Source organism: Nocardiopsis dassonvillei (genome assembly GCF_964273065.1).
Lineage (GTDB): Bacteria > Actinomycetota > Actinomycetes > Streptosporangiales > Streptosporangiaceae > Nocardiopsis > Nocardiopsis dassonvillei_B.
Genome location: NZ_OZ186815.1, coordinates 6,269,997 through 6,286,625, shown reverse-complemented (window position 1 = coordinate 6,286,625; position 16,629 = coordinate 6,269,997). Strand labels below are relative to the sequence as shown.

Here is a 16,629-nt window from a genome sequence, read left to right as displayed (position 1 = left end):
GCGTACTTCCTTTGTTCGCTTACCGGTTGCGACCCTGGAGGCGGGGTCGCGGTCGGGCGCCCGGGGAGGAGGGCGCCCTGTGCCGTGACCGGTCCGGCCGGGAGGAGGAGCGCAGCCGGACCGCGCATCGCGGGTGGACCGTCACCGGAGGGGTCCGACCCGGGGGACGGAAAACACGGGAACCCGGAGGACGTCATTCGAGAAAAACCGATCACATTCACCCACAAGGCAAAGGGGTCGGTGAAATCAAGATCACCACGGCGCCAGGATTCTAGCACCGCGAACAGGGGTTAGCAATGAAATCAATGAACCTTGCATGCAAGGGAACCCCGACCCACGCAAAAGGTGGACCAGGACGAAAGCACAAGGGAGCTGCTCACATCGAGAGCAACTGCATGCATCGCAACCTAGGGAAATACTGAGAGCGATCAGACCCTCACCCAAACGGTAAAATCATCGACCGAACCAGAACCAGCACTTCGGATGTTCACGTTATAAAACGTGGACAGCGCGCACGGAATACGGAGACCAATAAAGAAACAAAGCCGACACCTCGGGGTCACCTGGGATCAATGCGCACGTCTTCGGGGCCCAGGGAGTGCACCGAGTATTTCCCCAGCGCACTTATGAGGAGCCGGGCCTCGAATTCGAAAGCGCGGATGAGGTTGACCAGGCCCTCCTCGGGGTCCTCGTCCACCGCGAGCAGGGCCGCCCGGCCCAGGCCGACCGCACGGGCGCCCAGGGCCAGGGCGACGACCGCCCGGCCCGCCTCCCACATCCGGCCGGAGACCAGGAGCGGGCCATGCGCGGCGTCGACCGACCGAAGGCAGTCCGCCAACGACAGGCCCACACGCTGCAGGAACACCGAGGGGGCCCAGCCCGAGCCGCCCTCGGCGCCGTCCACCGTCACGGCATGGGCCCCGGCGTCCCAAGCCGTGGCACAGGCGGACCCGACATCCCTTCCCGGGGGGAGTTTGACCCAGATCCTGGCCCTCGGGAAGTTGTTGCGCATGAACCTGACCTGCCTGTCCAGGATCCGCTCGGTGAAGGTGCCCGGGCTGCAGGCCCGCAGGCGCGCCCCATCGGCTCCCCCCAACGGTCCGGTCACCGTGAAACGGTCGGACAGTTCGGCGGCGGCGGAACCTGTCACCAGGGTCATTCCGCCCAGGCCGGGTTTGGCGCCCTGCCCCAGCTTCAACTCGAAGGCCAGGCGCCCCGACTCCAGAAGGCGGCCCGCGGTCGGATCCGAGTAGACGCGGTTCCACACCTCCGCGTCGGCGTCCTCCGTGCTCTGCTGCACGACGAGTCCGCCGAGCCCGTCCGGTACATGTCCGGTGTAGGTGCGCACCCTCTGGAAGAGCGGCTCGTGGGAGCCGAGGCCGTGGACCGGGGCGACGTTCTCCCCGATCACGACGGGCACCCCCAGGCGCGCCGCCTGTTCGGTCACCGCCGCGGCGAGGCCGCTGCCGACCTGCGTGGATCCGAACGCGGACACGTAGAGCGGGAGAGGAGAGCGGAACCCGCCCACGTCGGCTCCGAGGTCGACGTCGGAGAAGAGCGGCTCCCGGCCGAGCTCGACGAGCTTCTCCCACCGCTCGGGCATGAAGACGGGCGGGACGAGCCTGGCGGAGTCCAGCGGATCGGTGCCCGCCCGGTCCAGGCCCGCCGGACCGCCGAAGACCTCGCGACCGTAGGCGCCCTCCGCCGGGAACACCGCGGCGGCGCCCCGCAGGGCGCGGTCCCGCACCTCGTCCTCCGGGAAGCCCCCGGCTCTCAGCCCGCTCAAGCCGAGACCACTCCGGGCAGTTTGGGGTAGGCGCTGACCTGCCATATCTCCGGCAGGCCGGTCAGGAACCGCACGAGCCTCTCCAGACCCATGCCGAATCCCGCGCTCGCCGGGAGCCCCAGGCGTGCCTCGTCCAGGTACCAGCCGTACTTGGCGGGGTTCTCACCGCTTTCCCTGATGCCCGTGACGATCGCCCGGTAGTCGGACTCCCGTTCGCTGCCGCTCACCAGCTCCCCGAATCCGCCGTGGGCGATGAGGTCGAAATTGCGCAGGGTTCCGGGCGCCTGCGGGTCCTCCCTGTCATAGAAACCGCGGGAGCCCTGGGGGTAGCCGGTGACGAAGAAGGGCGCGTCCGCCGCCGAGGACAGCAGGACCTCGCCCTTCCAGTCGATCTCCGCCCCCGGGTCCTGGGCGTGACCGCCGCCGACCAGTTCCCGGACCGCTTCAGCGTGCGGGCGGGACTCGAAGCCGCCCTTGAGCAGCAACGAGAAGAAGCCCGGATCGCGGCCCAGTTCACCGAGCGTTTCCGGCAGGCGGTCGAGCACGCTTCGCACCACGCGGACCAGAAGCCGCTCCGCCAGCGCCATGGCCTCCTCCCGGCCCGCGTCCGCCATCTCCACGTCGATCTGGTGGAACTCGAAGAGGTGCCGCCCGGTCGTAGCGGTCTCCAGGGGTTCCGCGCGCACGTTGGGGGCGATGTAGAAGAGCTTGGGGAAGGCGCGCAGGGAGACCTGCTTGTAGAGGATGGCACTGGTCATGAGTTTGTAGCGGTGGCCGTAGAAGTCGATGTCGACCTGTTTGGCGCCACGGCCTCCCGGATCGGTGACCGGCCCGGTCAGGGGCGGCAGCAGTTCCTGGAAGCCCTCGTCCCGCAGGCACTCCCTCACCGCTGACAGCACCTCGCTCTGCACGAGCATCGCTCGGCGGGTGGAGGGGGCGGCGAGGTGCTCGCCGAGGGACTCCGGCGGCTTCGCGCCGGGCGCGGTGGCGTCAGTGCCGTCGTTCATGATCGTCTCCGTTCCGGTGGGGCGGACGGTGGTCCGGGAGGCTGTCCGACCGACCGTTCCGGTCATAACGCTGTTCCATGTGGTGAAGCATGAAGAGGAGTTCATCGGCGGTGAGGCGGCCCCCGAGCGGCTCGTCCGGGGGCGTGGTGACCGGCATGTCCCCGGTGTCCAGCCAGCGGATCCGGCCCTCGCCGTCGATACGGCTGCGGGTCCGCCCCCGGTTGTCGGGGTGCAGGCAGAAGGGGACGTCGAGGATCCCGCGCTCGAAGGCCAGGCAGAGCGCCTCGCCGATGTCCTCGTGCAGGCCGACGACCGCCTCCACGAGGCCTCGCGCCTGTTCGAGGACACCGGTCCGCTCGGGGACGCGGACGCGGCCGGTCTCCGCCTCCGCCGCACGGGCCGCCGCCTCCAGCGCGGCGACGTTCTCCGCGACGGTGGGGATCCGGTGCGCCTCGGCCTCGGTCTTGACGATGAGCCGCGCCGCACCGGATCTCACCGCGGTGCGTGCCGCCTGTGCGAGCAGGAGGTGCGCGCCGGCGACGGTCCTGGGGTAGACGCCCATGTAGGCGTAGAAGACCACATGCCACTGGGCCCCGGGCAGGTACTCCGCAGCGAGGCTGCGCAGGGCCAGCACCGCCTCCTCGTCCTGTGCCGGCTGTGTCTGCTGGGCGTAGCTGAGGGACAGGCTGCGTATGCCGTGCCGGTGGAAGAAGATGCCCTCCAACAGGCTGACCGCCACCAGCAGTGAGGGGGGGCAGAGCTGCCCGAGGAGGCACCCCCCGAAGGTCTCCATGTGGCACGGTGCGCCGCCGGCCAGGATACGGGTGCCCTCCTCCCAGGCGGCGACGGCCTGCCTCAGCGGTGTGCGGCTGTAGGGCAGGCAGTAGGAGACGGGTCCGCCCTCGGTCGCCTCCAGCCCGGTCTCCACGAGTCTGCGGAAGATGTGCTGGGGGTGGGGCGAGCCGTGCCGGACCTGGACGGGAAAGCCCGGGTCCCTGATTCCGTCGAGGAGGCCGAGGGTCGTCCCCGGGGCGTAGGTGACGATCGGGTAGCCGTTGAGGTCGACCCCGTCGGCCAGTGCGCGTTCGATCTCCTCCCACTGCCCCAGCCTGGTGTAACTGTCGATGGTGAGGGTGCCCGCGGACACCGCGTCGGCCTCCTTGGTCCGCAGCAGGCCGTGGCGCATACGTTCCACGTCGCTGAAACCCATGCGGGGCTGGACCACCAGGCGTCCGGCCCGTTGCGCGGCGGCGACGAAGTCGCCGAAGCGGACCGGCGCAGCGGGTCCGGGGCCGCTCACGAGGCCGCCCGGAACACACGCCGGGCGACGAACGCGCGGAAGGCCTCCGACTCGTCGTCGGCGAACACCCTGTCATAGCCCTCGTTCAGGAGCCTCCGGGTGCGGCCGACGTCGCGGAGGCCGTCGGTTCCGAGCTTCCCCCCGATGACGACGCACAGGTGCTCCAGACCGGGCACCGTACGCAGGTGCCTCATCAGGCGCAGCCCGTCATGGAAACCGTGGCCGTTGACACTGCCGACCACCAGCAGGTCCGGTCGGTGGCGGAGGCACTCGCGGGCGAGCAGGTCCGGGGGGACGCAGGCCCCGACATTGACGACCTCGTGCCCGGCCTCCTCCAGCAGGAGTTGGAGATAGACGAGGTTCCAGGTGTGGGAATCCGACACCGTCCCCGAGACCAGGGACTTCGGCCTGCGCCCCATCGCGTCACCATAGGACACAGGACCACCTCGACTCGACGACTGCACGGTCACGTCCTCAGCCGGGGACCCGACCTGTCGAACAGAAACGTAATAGTGGACGAAGCCGGGAACGGGAAGAAGAACCGGCAGATTCGGTGTGTGACCGAGCACGAGCGGTCACCCCGGGGTGTTCCGTACCGGCTGTGGTGGAGGCTCCGGTGTGTCCCGCGTTCTTCGGAGTCGGTTTTCTGGATCCCGGGACCACGCGGCCCTTGAGGGAGGGATCGTGGGACGCCGTGGGTACCCCGCCGGGTTCCGCCGCAAGGTGCTGGACCTGGTCCAGGCCGGACGCAGCGCCGCGGACGTGGCACGCGATCTGGACATCTCCCGCCGAGACGATCCACGCCTGGCGGCGCCAGGACCGCATCGACCGAGGCCTGGCACCCGGCCTGACCGGCGCCGGGAAGACCGAACCGGCCGCAGCCGACAAGCGCATCGCCGAACCGGCCATCCACCGCCCGGGCCGGACCCGGTGCGCTCCCCCGCCCGCGGTATCCGCGCCTGCGACCCGTGCCGGGGTCCCCACCCTGGCGGAGGCCCGGGGACCGGACGCGTGCACCTGCGCGCGTCCATCCCCGCACCGGGCGTGCACCCGGCCCCGTGGCCGCCTGCGGGGATGAACTTTCTGGACATAGGGGGCGGGTACCGGCGTTCGCCGGATGCGGCGCGCCCCTCCCCGCGACCCGTACCGCAACCTCGTCCTGCCGGCCCTGCTCGCGCTGTCCGGGCGGCCGCCCGCCCACGACCCGCTCCAGGGCGCGCACCGGTTGGTGCCCGGGGTCCTGCCGTGGGGGCGGCGCAACCCCGTGCGCACGAGTACCCGCGGGTGCGCCTGCGGGTACTGCGGCGGGCGCTGCGAGCCCGGCGGCCGCGACCGCGGCAGGGTGAGCCCGGGCTGCGGGTCTCCCCCGTGGGCGGCCCCGGCGCCTTCGACCGGGCGCCGGAGCCGTTGGCCGGGCTCGACCCGGCTGCGCGCGCCGGGTACGCCCTGCGGGTGGAGGCGCTGCCTCCGGAGGAGGCGGCCGCACTGCTGCGGCGGGCTGGGGCGACCGATCCCGAGGGGACACTCGGCCGGGCGGCCGCCGTCCCCGATGGGTTCCGCCCGGCCCCACCGTGGTGCGGGTCAGCGGGCGCGGGGCCCGCCCGCCCGGGGAGCCCTGGCGGTGGCCGGACTGCTCACGCCGGCCCTGGTCGGGCTGGGGCTGTCGGCCTCGGAGTCGATCCCGGGGCGGCCGGGGTCCGCGACCGCTCCCCTGTCGCCGACCGTGGTCACCGACCGGGACGCCCGGCGGAAGGGCTTTCGCCTGGACGCCCGGGGCGGGGCCGTCGGCGACCGGGAGCTCGCCGAGGCGGCACCGGCCGCCTGGACCGCCCACGACGGGCGGCCACCGGCGCGGGTACCGAGGCCGTCGTGGCCGGGGAGCGCGCGGGCGGCTGGGAGTGCGGCGACCTGGACCGGCAGGTGGTGGCGGGCACCTGGTGGCAGGATCCCGGCGGCGGGTGGCACTACCTGGCGGCGGCGTCCCGGGAGGCCGCCTCCGTGCGGGTGTCGGGCGGGGTCGAGGGGGACGGTGAGGGGCCCGTGCTGGCCGTCTCCGGCCCCGGCGCAGCGACGGCCCGCCCGCGTCCCCGGTGGAGGTGAGCGCGGTGGACTCGCGCGGCGACGCCATGACCCCGCTCACCGGCTGACGGTCCGCTGCCACGGCCCGCGGTCCCGGCCCGTGCCCCGGCGCCCTCGGAACGCCCGTTCCTGGCCGATTCCGGACAAGGACGAGAATCCCGGCGGTGTGTGTACGGCGGGTGCGCGGGTGGTATCACTGGGGTTGTCGGCCCGTCCGGACGGGAACCGCGTCGCCGTGTGCACCCGCCCGCGACGGCCCCGGGCCGTAGTGAGGGTTGAACCATGTCGATCTGGTCTCGCGGCGACCGAAGGGGAAGGGTCGAGGAGGCCCTCCTCATGCTGCAGGGGCAGGGCATCATCGACGGCCTCGAGATCCTGCCGGGCCAGGAGGACAAGCCCTACCGGGTGCTGCTGCCCGCCGGGCTGGTCCACATGGACGAGGACGAGGCGTCGATGTTCGCCCTGGGCGCGGTCGTGGGCGCGTTCGGCGACATCGCCCGCCGCCGGGCCTGACCGGGGCCCGGCGGCCGCCCTGCCCCACGACCGCGCGGGCGGGCTCAGTGCCCGGCGGCGGTGCGCCGGGCGCGGTGGGAGCCCAGGAGCTCGCGGTACCAGTGGTAGCTGTCCTTGGGGTGGCGGGACAGCCGCTCGTAGTCCACCCGCACCAGCCCGAAGCGGCGGTCGTAGCCGTAGGCCCACTCGAAGTTGTCGAGCAGGGACCACACGAAGTAGCCGCGCACGTCCACACCCGCGTCGATGGCCGCGGCCAGGGCGGTGAGGTGGTCGCTCAGGTAGGCGATGCGGTCGGTGTCGCGGACCCGGCCGGCGTCGTCGGGGCGGTCGTCCTCGGCGGAGCCGTTCTCGGTGATGAGGATCGGCGGCAGCCCGGGGTAGCGCCGGTCCAGGTCGACGAGCATCTCGGTGAAGGTCTCCGGGACCACCGGCCAGCCCATGGTCGTGTGCCGGACCCCCTCGTAGGGGACCTGCTCCACTCCGATGTCGACGGCGGTGCGGGCGGCCGGGTCGGGCTCGGTGTGGGGGGCGTCGCGCAGCATGATGGGCCGGTAGTAGTTGACCCCGACGAAGTCCAGGGGCTGGCCGATGATGGCGAGGTCCCCGTCTCGGCGGTGGGAGTCGTCGGCGAGGTCCCCCCACACCTCCTTCTCGTTGTCGGGGTAGGACCCGGTGAAGAGGGGGTCCAGCCAGACGCGGTTGTGCAGGGTGCGGGCGCGTTCGACGGCGGCCAGGTCGGCCTCGGAGTCGGTGGCCGGGACGAGGTGGTCGGGGTTGAGGGTGATGCCGATGTCCCCGGCGGCGGCCGCCCGCAGTTCGCCGACGGCCATGCCGTGGGCCAGCAGCAGGTGGTGGGCGGCGGCCAGGGCTGGGGTGCCCTCGCGGGTGCCGGGGGCGTGGCGGCCGACGGCGTGGCCGACGAAGGCGCTGCAGAAGGGTTCGTTCAGGGTGATCCACCGGTTCACCCGGTCGCCGAGGCGGTCGGCGACGATGCGGGTGTACTCGGCGAAGCGGTAGGCGGTGTCGCGGACGCGCCAGCCCCCGGTGTCCTCCAGCGCCTGGGGCAGGTCCCAGTGGTAGAGGGTGACGACGGGCTCGATCCCGGCGGCCAGCACGGTGTCGACGAGCCGGTCGTAGAAGGCCAGCCCCTCGGTGTTGGGGCGGCCCGCACCGGTGGGCTGCACGCGCGGCCAGGCGACGGAGAACCGGTACAGGTCCACGCCGAGGTCGGCCAGCAGGGCGACGTCCTCGCCGTAGCGGTGGTAGTGGTCGCAGGCGACGTCGCCGGTCTCGCCGCGGGCGACCCGGCCGGGGGTCCGGCAGTAGGTGTCCCAGATGGAGGGCCCACGGCCGCCCTCCTGGGCTCCGCCCTCGATCTGGTAGGCGGCGGTGGCGGTGCCGAAGAGCAGGTGAGGGGGGAGTTCGGGGTGGTCCATCGGTGGCCTTCCAGGTGCGGGAGCGCTCCCATGCTAAGCCGAGTGATTCGTATTACCAATCCCTTTTGCGTAGCTTTCGCGACACCCGTCGTCACCGGCTCCCCGGGGTCGGGCGTCCCGGAGGTCACCGTGCGCTCACATTCGCGCCGGATGCGGAACCTCCGGGGCCCCGCGCACATCACACCTGCGGCGTACACCTCCCCCGCTGGAAAGGCACACAACGGGCATGGACTGGATCGACTACTCGCAGAACCGGCGTATCAGGGAGCTGCAGGAGGACGTCAGCTCGGCCCACTCGATGCTCCACTCCGAGCGCCGGCGGATGCGGTCGGAGCTGACGAACCTGCGGGGCGGCCTCGAACAGCGGCTGAAGCGGGTCTCGGCCACCCTGGACGCCTTCATCGAGCTCAGCGACATCCGCGCCACCCTGGCCGTGTTCGCCCCGCACGCCCTGGCCCGGCACCGCACCCTGGCCATGCTCGACGGGACGGTCCCCTCCGCCCTGGAGCTGGAGGACGTCCCCGACTACTGGCTCCCGCCCGCCGCCCACGGCCTGCACGCGCTGCTCACCGGCTCCCCCGCCGAGGCCCTCCCCCACTTCGACGAGGCGGCCCGGCGCGACCCGGAACGGGCCGCCGCCTTCTCCGTCCTGGCCACCGCCCTCACCCGCGCCGAGTACGCCCGCACCCTGGGCGGGCCCGGCGACCTGCTCCCCCACCTGCCCGCCCCCGACGAGCAGGTGACCCGGGGCCGGCGCGCCCTGTGGATGCTGACCGCCGACGGCTCCCTCGGCGAGGAGGCCAGGGAGCACCTGCTGCGGTCCACCCTGCGGCACTGGTCCCGCGTCGGGGCCGAACTCCCCCCGCTCGCCCCGGCCCCCGCCGCGCCCTCCGGGGGGAGCCCCCGCTCCGGACGCCGGCGCGGCGGCGCCTCCCGGGGCGAGCACGAGCTGAGGACACGCGCCGAGGCCGTGGACAAGCTCACCGCCCTGCACGCCGACGTCACCCGTATCACCGCGCTCGGCGGTGAGGACACCCCCATGGAAGGGGTCGCCCCCGACGAGGGCAGCGCCGTCTTCCTCTCCGAGGCGCTGGTCGCCCTGGTGGGCGAGGGCACCCCCGAGGAGGCGCCGCTCATCACCCGCGCCAACGAACTGCGGGCCGTCATCGAGAACGGCGGAGGCGGGCGCAGGCCCGGCTGGGACGACGGGGTCGGCACCGCCGCCGCCCTGCTGGAGCAGGACCTGCGCGCCTTCGAGAGCGCACCGCACCGCAGCACCTTCGCGCTGGTCCTGCAGCGCCCGGCCGTGATGCGCACCGTCGAGGGCCTGGTGGAGCTGGCCTCGACACCGCTCCCGGAGTCCACTCCCGTCACACTCCAGGGGATCCGGATCGACATCACCGAGCACGGTCCCACCTCCGAGCAGACGCGCCGGGCCGAGCAGCAGCTGGAGATCCGCCACCCCGCCGAGCACCGGGGCCGCGTCTACATGTGGGGGTTCGCGGTCCTGGCCGCGCTACTGGTGGTCCTGGGGCTGGTGACCGTCGGCACGGCGGTCTGGGTGGTGTGGGTCCTCGCCGGGATCGCTGCGGCCGCCGCCGTCGGCGCCCACCTGTACGACCTGCGGGAGACCGAAGGCGTCGCGGAGGTGCGCAGGGCCGGGCTCCAGAGGCTGCGGCAGGAGGCCGACCGGGCCGCGCGGGCGTGGCAGGAGCGGCTGACCCTGGCCAGGGAGCAGGAGGCCGCGGCCCGGTCGCTGGCGGACGACATCTCGGCGCTGCTCGACCCGCGTTAGGCGGCGCTAGGATCCTGGGACCGGAGGACCGTGGGAGGCGGGCGGGCATGGGTCTGTTCACAAAAAGGGTGCGGCTGCGCAGCGATCCCCGGGGCGTGTTCCAGGGACCGCTGGCGCACGCCTTCGCCAGCGGGGCGCACATGCCCGTGGCCAACGGCGGGGTGTGGAACGCGGTGCACTCGTCGTGCTCGTGCTGCGACGCCCGCGACGAGCGCGAGAAGCTGAGCTCGGCCTGGGGCATCACCGACGCCGCCGGGTGGGAGCGGGCGCTGGCGGCCCTGACCGCCGAGGCCTCCGCGCCCACCGCACTGTCCACCGTGCTGGAGCTGCGGTCGCGGGCGGTGGACGCCCGCCCCGGCCTCCCCTTCGACGCCGGGACCTGGCCCGACCTCATCGCGTACCGGTGCCGGGAGCTGGGCGCGCCGCGGGAGGCCTACGACGAGATGGTGGCCGAGGCGGCGCGGGTGTGGGAGTACGAGGAGCGCATGGTCGCCGACGGGGTGCTGCCCCGGGGCGCGGTGGTGCGCACGGTGCGCGCCTACGACTTCGGACGGGCCGTCAACCTGGCCCGGTGGGGCGTCAACGCCGGGTACGCCACCGAGGAGAGGGCCCTGCCCCACATCATCCGGGCCGGAGCGATGTCGATGCGCCACCACGGTTCCTGGGAGGAGATGTCGGCCGGGTTCACCCTGGGGCGGGCGATGGGGTTCGACGACGGGGAGTTCGGGGCGTACTACACCGACTCGGTGAAGGCGCACCGGGTACTGGTCACCGACCCGGAGAGCCCCTGGCGCAACCTGCCCTGGCGCATGTGACGCTCCGGCTGCGCGGGCGGCCCCTCACAGCCGGCCGTTGCGGCGGAAGAGCAGGTGGAGGACGAGGCCCGACAGCCCCATGAGGGCCGGGGCGGGGGCCGGGGGTCAGGCCCCCGGGGCGGCGGGCAGACCGGAGGCGCGCAGTGTGAGGTTGAGGCGCCCCCGCAGCCCCAGGCCGGGCGGGGCGGTGCCGGGGCGGGTGCGGGGCACCCCGTGGTACGCCAGGCGCGAGGGCCCGCCGAACACGAACAGGTCGCCGCTGCGCAGCTCCAGGTCGGTGTAGGGGCGGTTGCGGGTCTGGGTGTTGCCGAAGCGGAACACACAGGTGTCGCCCAGGCTGAGGGACACCACCGGCTCCCGGGCCGCCTCGTCGCGGTCCTGGTGCATGCCCATGTGGGCGTCGGCGTCGTAGAAGTTGACCAGGGCGACGTCGTAGGGGGCGGCCCCGGGGGCGGGCGGGGCGCCGTAGGCGGCCTCCACCGCGCGGACGGCCAGTGCGCCCAGCTCCGCGGGGAGGGGCCGCACCGGGGTGCCGTCGGGCAGGGTGCGCTCATAGGAGTAGGGCCGCCAGAACCAGCCGAGCGAGGTCATTGCCACCGACATCCGGCCGCCGCGCGGCATGGTGTGGCGGTGCATCCCGCCGGGTCCGGCCGCCCACTCCCGGCAGCGTTCGACGAGGGCGGCCTGGTGCTCCGGTGACAGCCATCCGGGCAGGTGGACGGCTCCCGGGGCGATCTCCACCGGGGGTCCGGCGAACAGTGCGTCGCTCATGTCCCCATGGTGCCCGCCGGGAACGACGGACGCGCCCCCTCCTCCTCGGCGGGGGCGCGTCCGGGGGCCGCGGGGGTCAGCGGCGCATGAGGTCGCGGATGTTGACCACGAGCAGCAGCACCACGATGAGCACCACCGGCACCGTGACGGCGATGCGCCAGTTGACGACGAACGCCACGACGACGCCCACCACCAGGCCGACCACCACCGCCAGGACCGCCAGCCCGGTGAGGTACTGGAGGAACTTGCGGCGCGCGACCGAGTCGACCGCGGCGAAGGCGACCACCACGCCGATCATCGCGTAGAAGGTGAACTGCCCCTCCAGGAGGAACAGCGGCAGCGCCAGCGCGATCAGCAGCAGCGGGGTGCTCAGGGCCACCCACAGGTGCAGGAAGCGGGTGCTGCGCTGCTGTCCCGAGGAGTAGGGCAGGTGCGGGGCCTTGAGGTGCTCGGTCGGACCGGGCACCAGGGGCGTGTCCGAGGCCAGTGCGCGCAGGTGGCCGTCGCGCTCGTCGGCGGTGAGGACGCGCTTCTCGTAGACGCCCGCCAACTCCATCTCCAGGGCGGCGATCTCCTCGGCGTAGGCGCGGGCGCGGGGCCGGGAGTGGGCCTCTCGGGCCAGGACCATGCGGGCGGAGTCGAGCTGGCGCAGGCGGTCCCGGCGCCTGACGATGTCGGCGTCGAGCTCGCGGAGGCGTTCCTCCAGGCCCAGGACGTGCGCGCGCAGCTCGGCGCGGGCGGCCGCCTCGGTGGGGGCGACCTTCTGCAGGCCCACCCAGGCCAGGGGGTCGGCCCAGGAGCGGCGGATGGTGCCGTCGCGTTCGTAGCGGGGGCCGCTGGGGGCGCGCTCGCCGTCGAAGAAGTCGCGGGTGTCGCGGCCCCACAGGCCGCGGAAGCCCTTCACCCAGGGGGTGTCGTCGTCGATGACGACGGCGTTCCACGCGCGGTCGCCGCCCGGGCCCAGGCGTTCGCCGTCACCGCGGGCGTAGTCGACGAAGGGGACGCCGATGCCGTGGCGGTTGATGGCGCTGTCGGCGCGGAAGATGCGGTGGGTGATCCACTTCCAGGCCTTGAGCAGGCCGCGCAGGACGGAGGGGTCGACCTGGATGAGGTAGTCGCCCGGGAGCATCTGGTGGGAGTGCGAGCCCGCGCCGACGTAGATGACGGGGTGGGGGCCCTCGCGGTGCAGGTCGGGGTCGTCCCAGCTGCGCCGCAGGTCGTCGCCGTGGTACTCGTGCGAGGAGGCGCCGACCCAGACCGGGCGGGTGGTGCCGTCGGGGTTCTCCACGACGTAGACGGTGACGCGCTCCCAGTCGGCCTCGTGGTCGTTGACGCCGCCGTAGATGGTCCGCCAGTCGTTCATCGCGTAGAAGAACCAGTACTGGAGGACGATGTAGCCGCCCTCGCGGACGACCCGGCCGTAGTAGGTGGCGTTGCCGTCGTCGACCCGCTCCCGGTAGCGGGTCACCGCCGCGAAGGTGACGCCGCCGGGGACCGCGCCCCGGATGAGCAGGGAGAGCTTCATCAGGATGTCGAGGATGCGGCCCAGGACGCCGACGGCGGCCAGGCGGCCGCTCTTGGGGATGACGGTGCGCGAGATGCCCCGGAAGCGGCGGGCCTCCTCGCGGAGGGTCTCCTCCTGGACGAAGCGCAGGTGTTTGTGCCGTCCGGGCCACTCCTCCTCGGCGGTGGCCAGGCGGTCGAGGTCGAGCTCCCCGGCGGGGACGATGACGCGTTCGCCGCCGCCGGGCTCCTCGATCCACAGGCTGCAGTTGCGTACGTAGGCGTCCACGTCGGCGGGGAAGAAGAGTTCTCCCTTGGTGCACATCAGCACGGGTTCGTGGGCACGCAGGAGTTCGAGATCAGTTTTCGCGGCCATGGTCGCGCCAGATTAGTGCATGTGGAGGGGCCGCCGGTCCCCCTGGGGCAGGCGGGGCGGGGCCCTGTCCCGGCCGCGGGTGGCCGTCTCCGCAGTTCGGAGCGGGGACCGGGGCGCGGCACCCGGCCGGGGAGGGGGCCAGGGGATCCGCGGAGGCCGTTCTCTGTGGCAGGGATCACCGGGCGGGAGCAGGGGGGAGCGTTCCGCGGGAGGGCTCCCCGCACCACCGCCGCGGGGTGGGTGCGGCGCACCCACCCTCGGCCCTGTCCGCCCGGCCGGTGGCCGCCTAGCCTGGGGCCATGGGCACTGACGAGACCGCCGGGCCCCGGGCCCGGACCACCCTGCGGAGTTTCCTGCGGGCGCGCAGGGACCGGATCCGACCCGAGGACGTGGGGTTGCCGGACACGGAGCGCCGCCGGGTGCCGGGCCTGCGCCGGGAGGAGGTGGCGGTGCTGGCCGGGGTGAGCACCGACTACTACATGCGCCTCGAACAGGGACGGGAGCGCCACCCCTCGCCCCAGGTGCTGGACGCCCTGGCCCGGGCCCTGCTGCTGGACGAGGAGGCCGCCGACCACATGCGGCGGCTGGCGTCCCCGGACGGGCGCCGCCCCCGGGCACCGCGCCGCTCCGAGCGCGTGGGACCGCACCTGCTCCGGCTGCTCGACCGCTGGGACGGCACCCCCGCCCTCGTCCTGGGCGGCACCCTGGACCTGCTGGCCCTCAACCCCCTGGCACGGGCCCTGTACTCGGGTTTCCCGGTCACCGACAACCTGGCGCGCATGACCTTCCTCGACCCGGCGGCCCGCGTGTTCCACCGCGACTGGACCCGGGCCGCCGCCGCGGTCGTGGCCGAGCTGCACCGGGCCGCCGGGACGCGGCCGGACGACCCCCGGCTCGGTGCCCTCGTCGGGGAGCTCTCCGTCAGGAGCACGGACTTCCGCGTCCTGTGGTCGCGCCACGAGGTCCGCGGCAAGGGCAGGGGCCCCAAGGCGCTGCACCACGCGGCCGTGGGCGACCTGGACCTGCACTACGAGAGCTTCACCGTCAACGGCTCCGAGGGGCAGCAGCTGGTGGTCTACCAGGCCGATCCGGGAAGCCCGTCGGAGGAGGCGCTGGCCCTGCTCGGCTCCCTGCACACCGCCTTCCCGGCGGCCGGGGCGGAGCCGGGCGCGGAGGTGCGCTCCGAGCGCTCCTGAACACGTCGTCCCGGCTCCACGGGGCCGCGCCGGTGTCCGGCGCGGCCCCGTGCCGTGGTGGCGCCCAGGGTGGGAGTGCCGCACCAGGGTGCACGGCGGCCTGGATACCCCCGCGGCGCGGAACGAGACTCGACGGCGACATCCCACCGCACGAGCCGAGGGGGCACCCCGCATGCGTTCCACACCCACCGCACCGGCCGCCGAGGCGGCGCTGGAGGAGATCCGGCGCCGGTCCGGCGATCCGCACCGGCGCATCCTGTTCACCGGGGCGACCGTGGTCACCATGGACCCGGCACTCGGAGTCCTGGACGACGCCGGCGTCCTCGTCGAGGGGGACACCATCGCCGCCGTCGGGGCGGTCCCGGAGGCGGGCGACGCGGTCGTCGTCGACGCCGCCGGATGTGTCCTCGTACCGGGGTTCGTCGACACCCACCGGCACGCCTGGCAGTCCCAGCTGCGCCGGATCATGCCCGACGTCGACGACCTGGCGGGGTACGTGACCGCCACCCTGGCCCGGTACGCACCCGCGTACGGCCCCGAGGACATGTACCTCGGAACCAGGCTGGCCGCGCTGTCGGCGATCGACTCCGGCATCACCTGCATGCTCGATTTCTCGCACAACTCCCGGTCCCGGGAGCACTCCGACGCCGCCGTGCGCGCCTTGGCCGACACCGGGATCCGCGGCGTCCACGCCTCCATGGGCCCGCACTTCGGGGAGTGGGACCGGCAGTGGCCCGGCGACCTGGCCCGGCTGTGCGAGGAGCACTCCGACGGTGCCCGGCGGATGCTGACCCTGCGTGTGGCGGCACTGGCCACCGAGGAGGTCGCCGGGCCGTCTCCGGCGTACGGCCCAGAGCTCGCCCGGATCGCCCGGGACCTCGGCATCGGCGTGAGCGTCGATGCGGTCTTCGGCACCGGGTCCTCCCGGGCGGTCCTGGACTGGGCCGACCGCGGACTGCTGGGGCCGCACCTCACCCTCATCCACGCCACCGGGCTGACCGAGGAGGCGTGGAAGGCGATCGGCGCGACCGGGACCACCGTCGCGCTGGCCCCGACCTCGGACGCCCAGATCGGGCTGGAGACCGCGGTCCCGGCCGTCGACGAGGCCTTGGCCGCGGGCGTGCGGCCGGGGCTGAGCATCGACGTGGAGGTGGCCCTGGCGGGCGACATGTTCACGCAGATGCGCACCCTGCACACGGTGCAGCGGATGCGGGCGGCCAACGCGGTGTACGGCACCGGGCGCGAGGCCGCCCGGATCGGCGTCCACGACGTGCTGGACTTCGCCACCCTCCAGGGCGCGCGCACCAACGGGCTCGGGGGCGTGACCGGGTCTCTCATCCCGGGCAAGCGGGCGGACCTGCTGGTCATCACGGCCGAGGACCTCAACAACATGCCGCTCAACGACCCCGTCGGGACCGTGGTGCTGGGCTCGGACGCCCGCAACATCACCGCGGTCCTCATCGACGGCGAACCCCGCAAATGGGCGGGGCGCGTGCTGGACGCGGACACGGACGACCTGCGCGACCGCGTCCGGGAGTCCCGTGACCGGATCCTGGCGCGCGCCTCCCACTGAACCGGATAGACGAGGAGGACGACCATGACGGACAAGACCGGCGAGCCGCACCCGTTCGTGGGCATGTGGGTGACCGCCGACGGGCACATCCGGCAGGAGCTGCTGCCCGACGGGCGCTACGACGAGGCGCGCGGGAACCGCCGCAGCGCCTACACCGGGAGCTACACGGTGACGGGAAACCACATCGACTACGTCGACGACACGGGGTTCACGGCCACGGGGGACGTGCGCGACGGGGTGCTGTACCACGAGCACCTGGTCCTGTACCGGGAGGAGCCGCAGGCCTGAGCGCGCGGGTCCGTACCGCCGGAGGCGGGGATGCGGCCCCGCGTCCGCGGGCGGACCGGTCCTTCGCCGCACCGCGGTCCGTTCCGGAGCCGGGGCCGGGGCGGTACCGCACGGGAGCCCCGGTGGGGGGAAGGCCGTTCCCGGCGGGACCGGTGTTCCTCCCCCGGGCCTCACGGCCGTTGGGGAGCCGG

General features: G+C 73.4%; 14 protein-coding genes. 7 read left to right on the top strand and 7 right to left on the bottom strand.

Annotated features, from left to right (window positions below; translation table 11 throughout):
• Window positions 1-559 precede the first annotated feature (559 nt).
• The 4 genes from ACSUPR_RS27920 to ACSUPR_RS27905 are packed head-to-tail and all read right to left on the bottom strand — an operon-like array spanning window position 560 to window position 4,530.
• Window positions 560-1,786 carry a glutamate synthase-related protein gene (locus ACSUPR_RS27920; protein WP_436887884.1) on the bottom strand — a complete coding sequence of 409 codons (1,227 nt, stop codon included), beginning with the start codon at window positions 1,784-1,786 and terminating at the stop codon, window positions 560-562.
• Entirely contained in the window at window positions 1,783-2,793 is a 1,011-nt protein-coding gene (locus ACSUPR_RS27915; protein WP_436887882.1) for an asparagine synthetase A, read from the bottom strand. Before ACSUPR_RS27915 ends, ACSUPR_RS27920 begins: the two co-directional genes overlap by 4 nt.
• Entirely contained in the window at window positions 2,777-4,093 is a 1,317-nt protein-coding gene (locus ACSUPR_RS27910; RefSeq protein WP_436887881.1) for a methylaspartate mutase, read from the bottom strand. The genes ACSUPR_RS27915 and ACSUPR_RS27910 overlap by 17 nt, the downstream gene beginning before the upstream one ends.
• A complete protein-coding gene (locus ACSUPR_RS27905; RefSeq protein ID WP_436887879.1) occupies window positions 4,090-4,530 on the bottom strand; it encodes a cobalamin B12-binding domain-containing protein in 441 nt (146 codons plus the stop codon). Before ACSUPR_RS27905 ends, ACSUPR_RS27910 begins: the two co-directional genes overlap by 4 nt.
• 1,432 nt (window positions 4,531-5,962) lie before the next feature.
• Between ACSUPR_RS27905 and ACSUPR_RS27900 the strand changes: the two genes are divergently transcribed.
• Window positions 5,963-6,193, top strand: coding sequence for a hypothetical protein (locus ACSUPR_RS27900; protein WP_436887877.1), 231 nt, complete (start codon window positions 5,963-5,965; stop codon window positions 6,191-6,193).
• A gap of 261 nt (window positions 6,194-6,454) precedes the next feature.
• Window positions 6,455-6,685 carry a hypothetical protein gene (locus ACSUPR_RS27895; RefSeq protein ID WP_436887875.1) on the top strand — a complete coding sequence of 77 codons (231 nt, stop codon included), beginning with the start codon at window positions 6,455-6,457 and terminating at the stop codon, window positions 6,683-6,685.
• Between the two features lie 44 nt (window positions 6,686-6,729).
• Here ACSUPR_RS27895 and ACSUPR_RS27890 read toward each other — a convergent pair whose 3' ends face one another.
• On the bottom strand, window positions 6,730-8,121 hold the full coding sequence (locus ACSUPR_RS27890) for a GH1 family beta-glucosidase (RefSeq protein WP_436887873.1): 1,392 nt from the start codon (window positions 8,119-8,121) through the stop codon (window positions 6,730-6,732).
• Window positions 8,122-8,347: 226 nt separating this feature from the next.
• Here ACSUPR_RS27890 and ACSUPR_RS27885 point away from each other — a divergent pair, with 226 nt between their 5' ends.
• Both ACSUPR_RS27885 and ACSUPR_RS27880 read left to right on the top strand, forming a co-directional pair.
• Window positions 8,348-9,916 (top strand): hypothetical protein, encoded by a 1,569-nt coding sequence (locus ACSUPR_RS27885; RefSeq protein WP_436887872.1) that lies wholly within the window; start codon window positions 8,348-8,350, stop codon window positions 9,914-9,916.
• Between the two features lie 47 nt (window positions 9,917-9,963).
• Window positions 9,964-10,731: a DUF1266 domain-containing protein gene (locus tag ACSUPR_RS27880; protein WP_436887870.1), complete on the top strand. Its 768-nt coding sequence runs from the start codon at window positions 9,964-9,966 to the stop codon at window positions 10,729-10,731.
• A 105-nt stretch (window positions 10,732-10,836) separates the two neighbouring features.
• On the opposite strand, the gene ACSUPR_RS27875 is transcribed toward ACSUPR_RS27880, so the two are convergent.
• A complete protein-coding gene (locus tag ACSUPR_RS27875) occupies window positions 10,837-11,502 on the bottom strand; it encodes an alpha-ketoglutarate-dependent dioxygenase AlkB family protein (RefSeq protein ID WP_436887868.1) in 666 nt (221 codons plus the stop codon).
• 76 nt (window positions 11,503-11,578) lie between these two features.
• The gene (locus ACSUPR_RS27870; RefSeq protein WP_436887866.1) at window positions 11,579-13,381 is read right to left on the bottom strand and encodes a hypothetical protein; all 1,803 of its coding nucleotides are present in this window, start codon (window positions 13,379-13,381) and stop codon (window positions 11,579-11,581) included.
• A gap of 299 nt (window positions 13,382-13,680) precedes the next feature.
• On the opposite strand from ACSUPR_RS27870, the gene ACSUPR_RS27865 reads away from it, so the two are divergent.
• The 3 genes from ACSUPR_RS27865 to ACSUPR_RS27855 all read left to right on the top strand — a co-directional run bounded on the left by ACSUPR_RS27865 (window position 13,681) and on the right by ACSUPR_RS27855 (window position 16,438).
• A complete protein-coding gene (locus ACSUPR_RS27865) occupies window positions 13,681-14,577 on the top strand; it encodes an MmyB family transcriptional regulator (protein WP_436887864.1) in 897 nt (298 codons plus the stop codon).
• Window positions 14,578-14,749: 172 nt separating this feature from the next.
• Window positions 14,750-16,150, top strand: coding sequence for an amidohydrolase family protein (locus ACSUPR_RS27860; protein ID WP_436887862.1), 1,401 nt, complete (start codon window positions 14,750-14,752; stop codon window positions 16,148-16,150).
• A gap of 24 nt (window positions 16,151-16,174) precedes the next feature.
• A complete protein-coding gene (locus ACSUPR_RS27855; RefSeq protein WP_436887860.1) occupies window positions 16,175-16,438 on the top strand; it encodes an Atu4866 domain-containing protein in 264 nt (87 codons plus the stop codon).
• The last annotated feature ends 191 nt before the right edge of the window (window positions 16,439-16,629 follow it).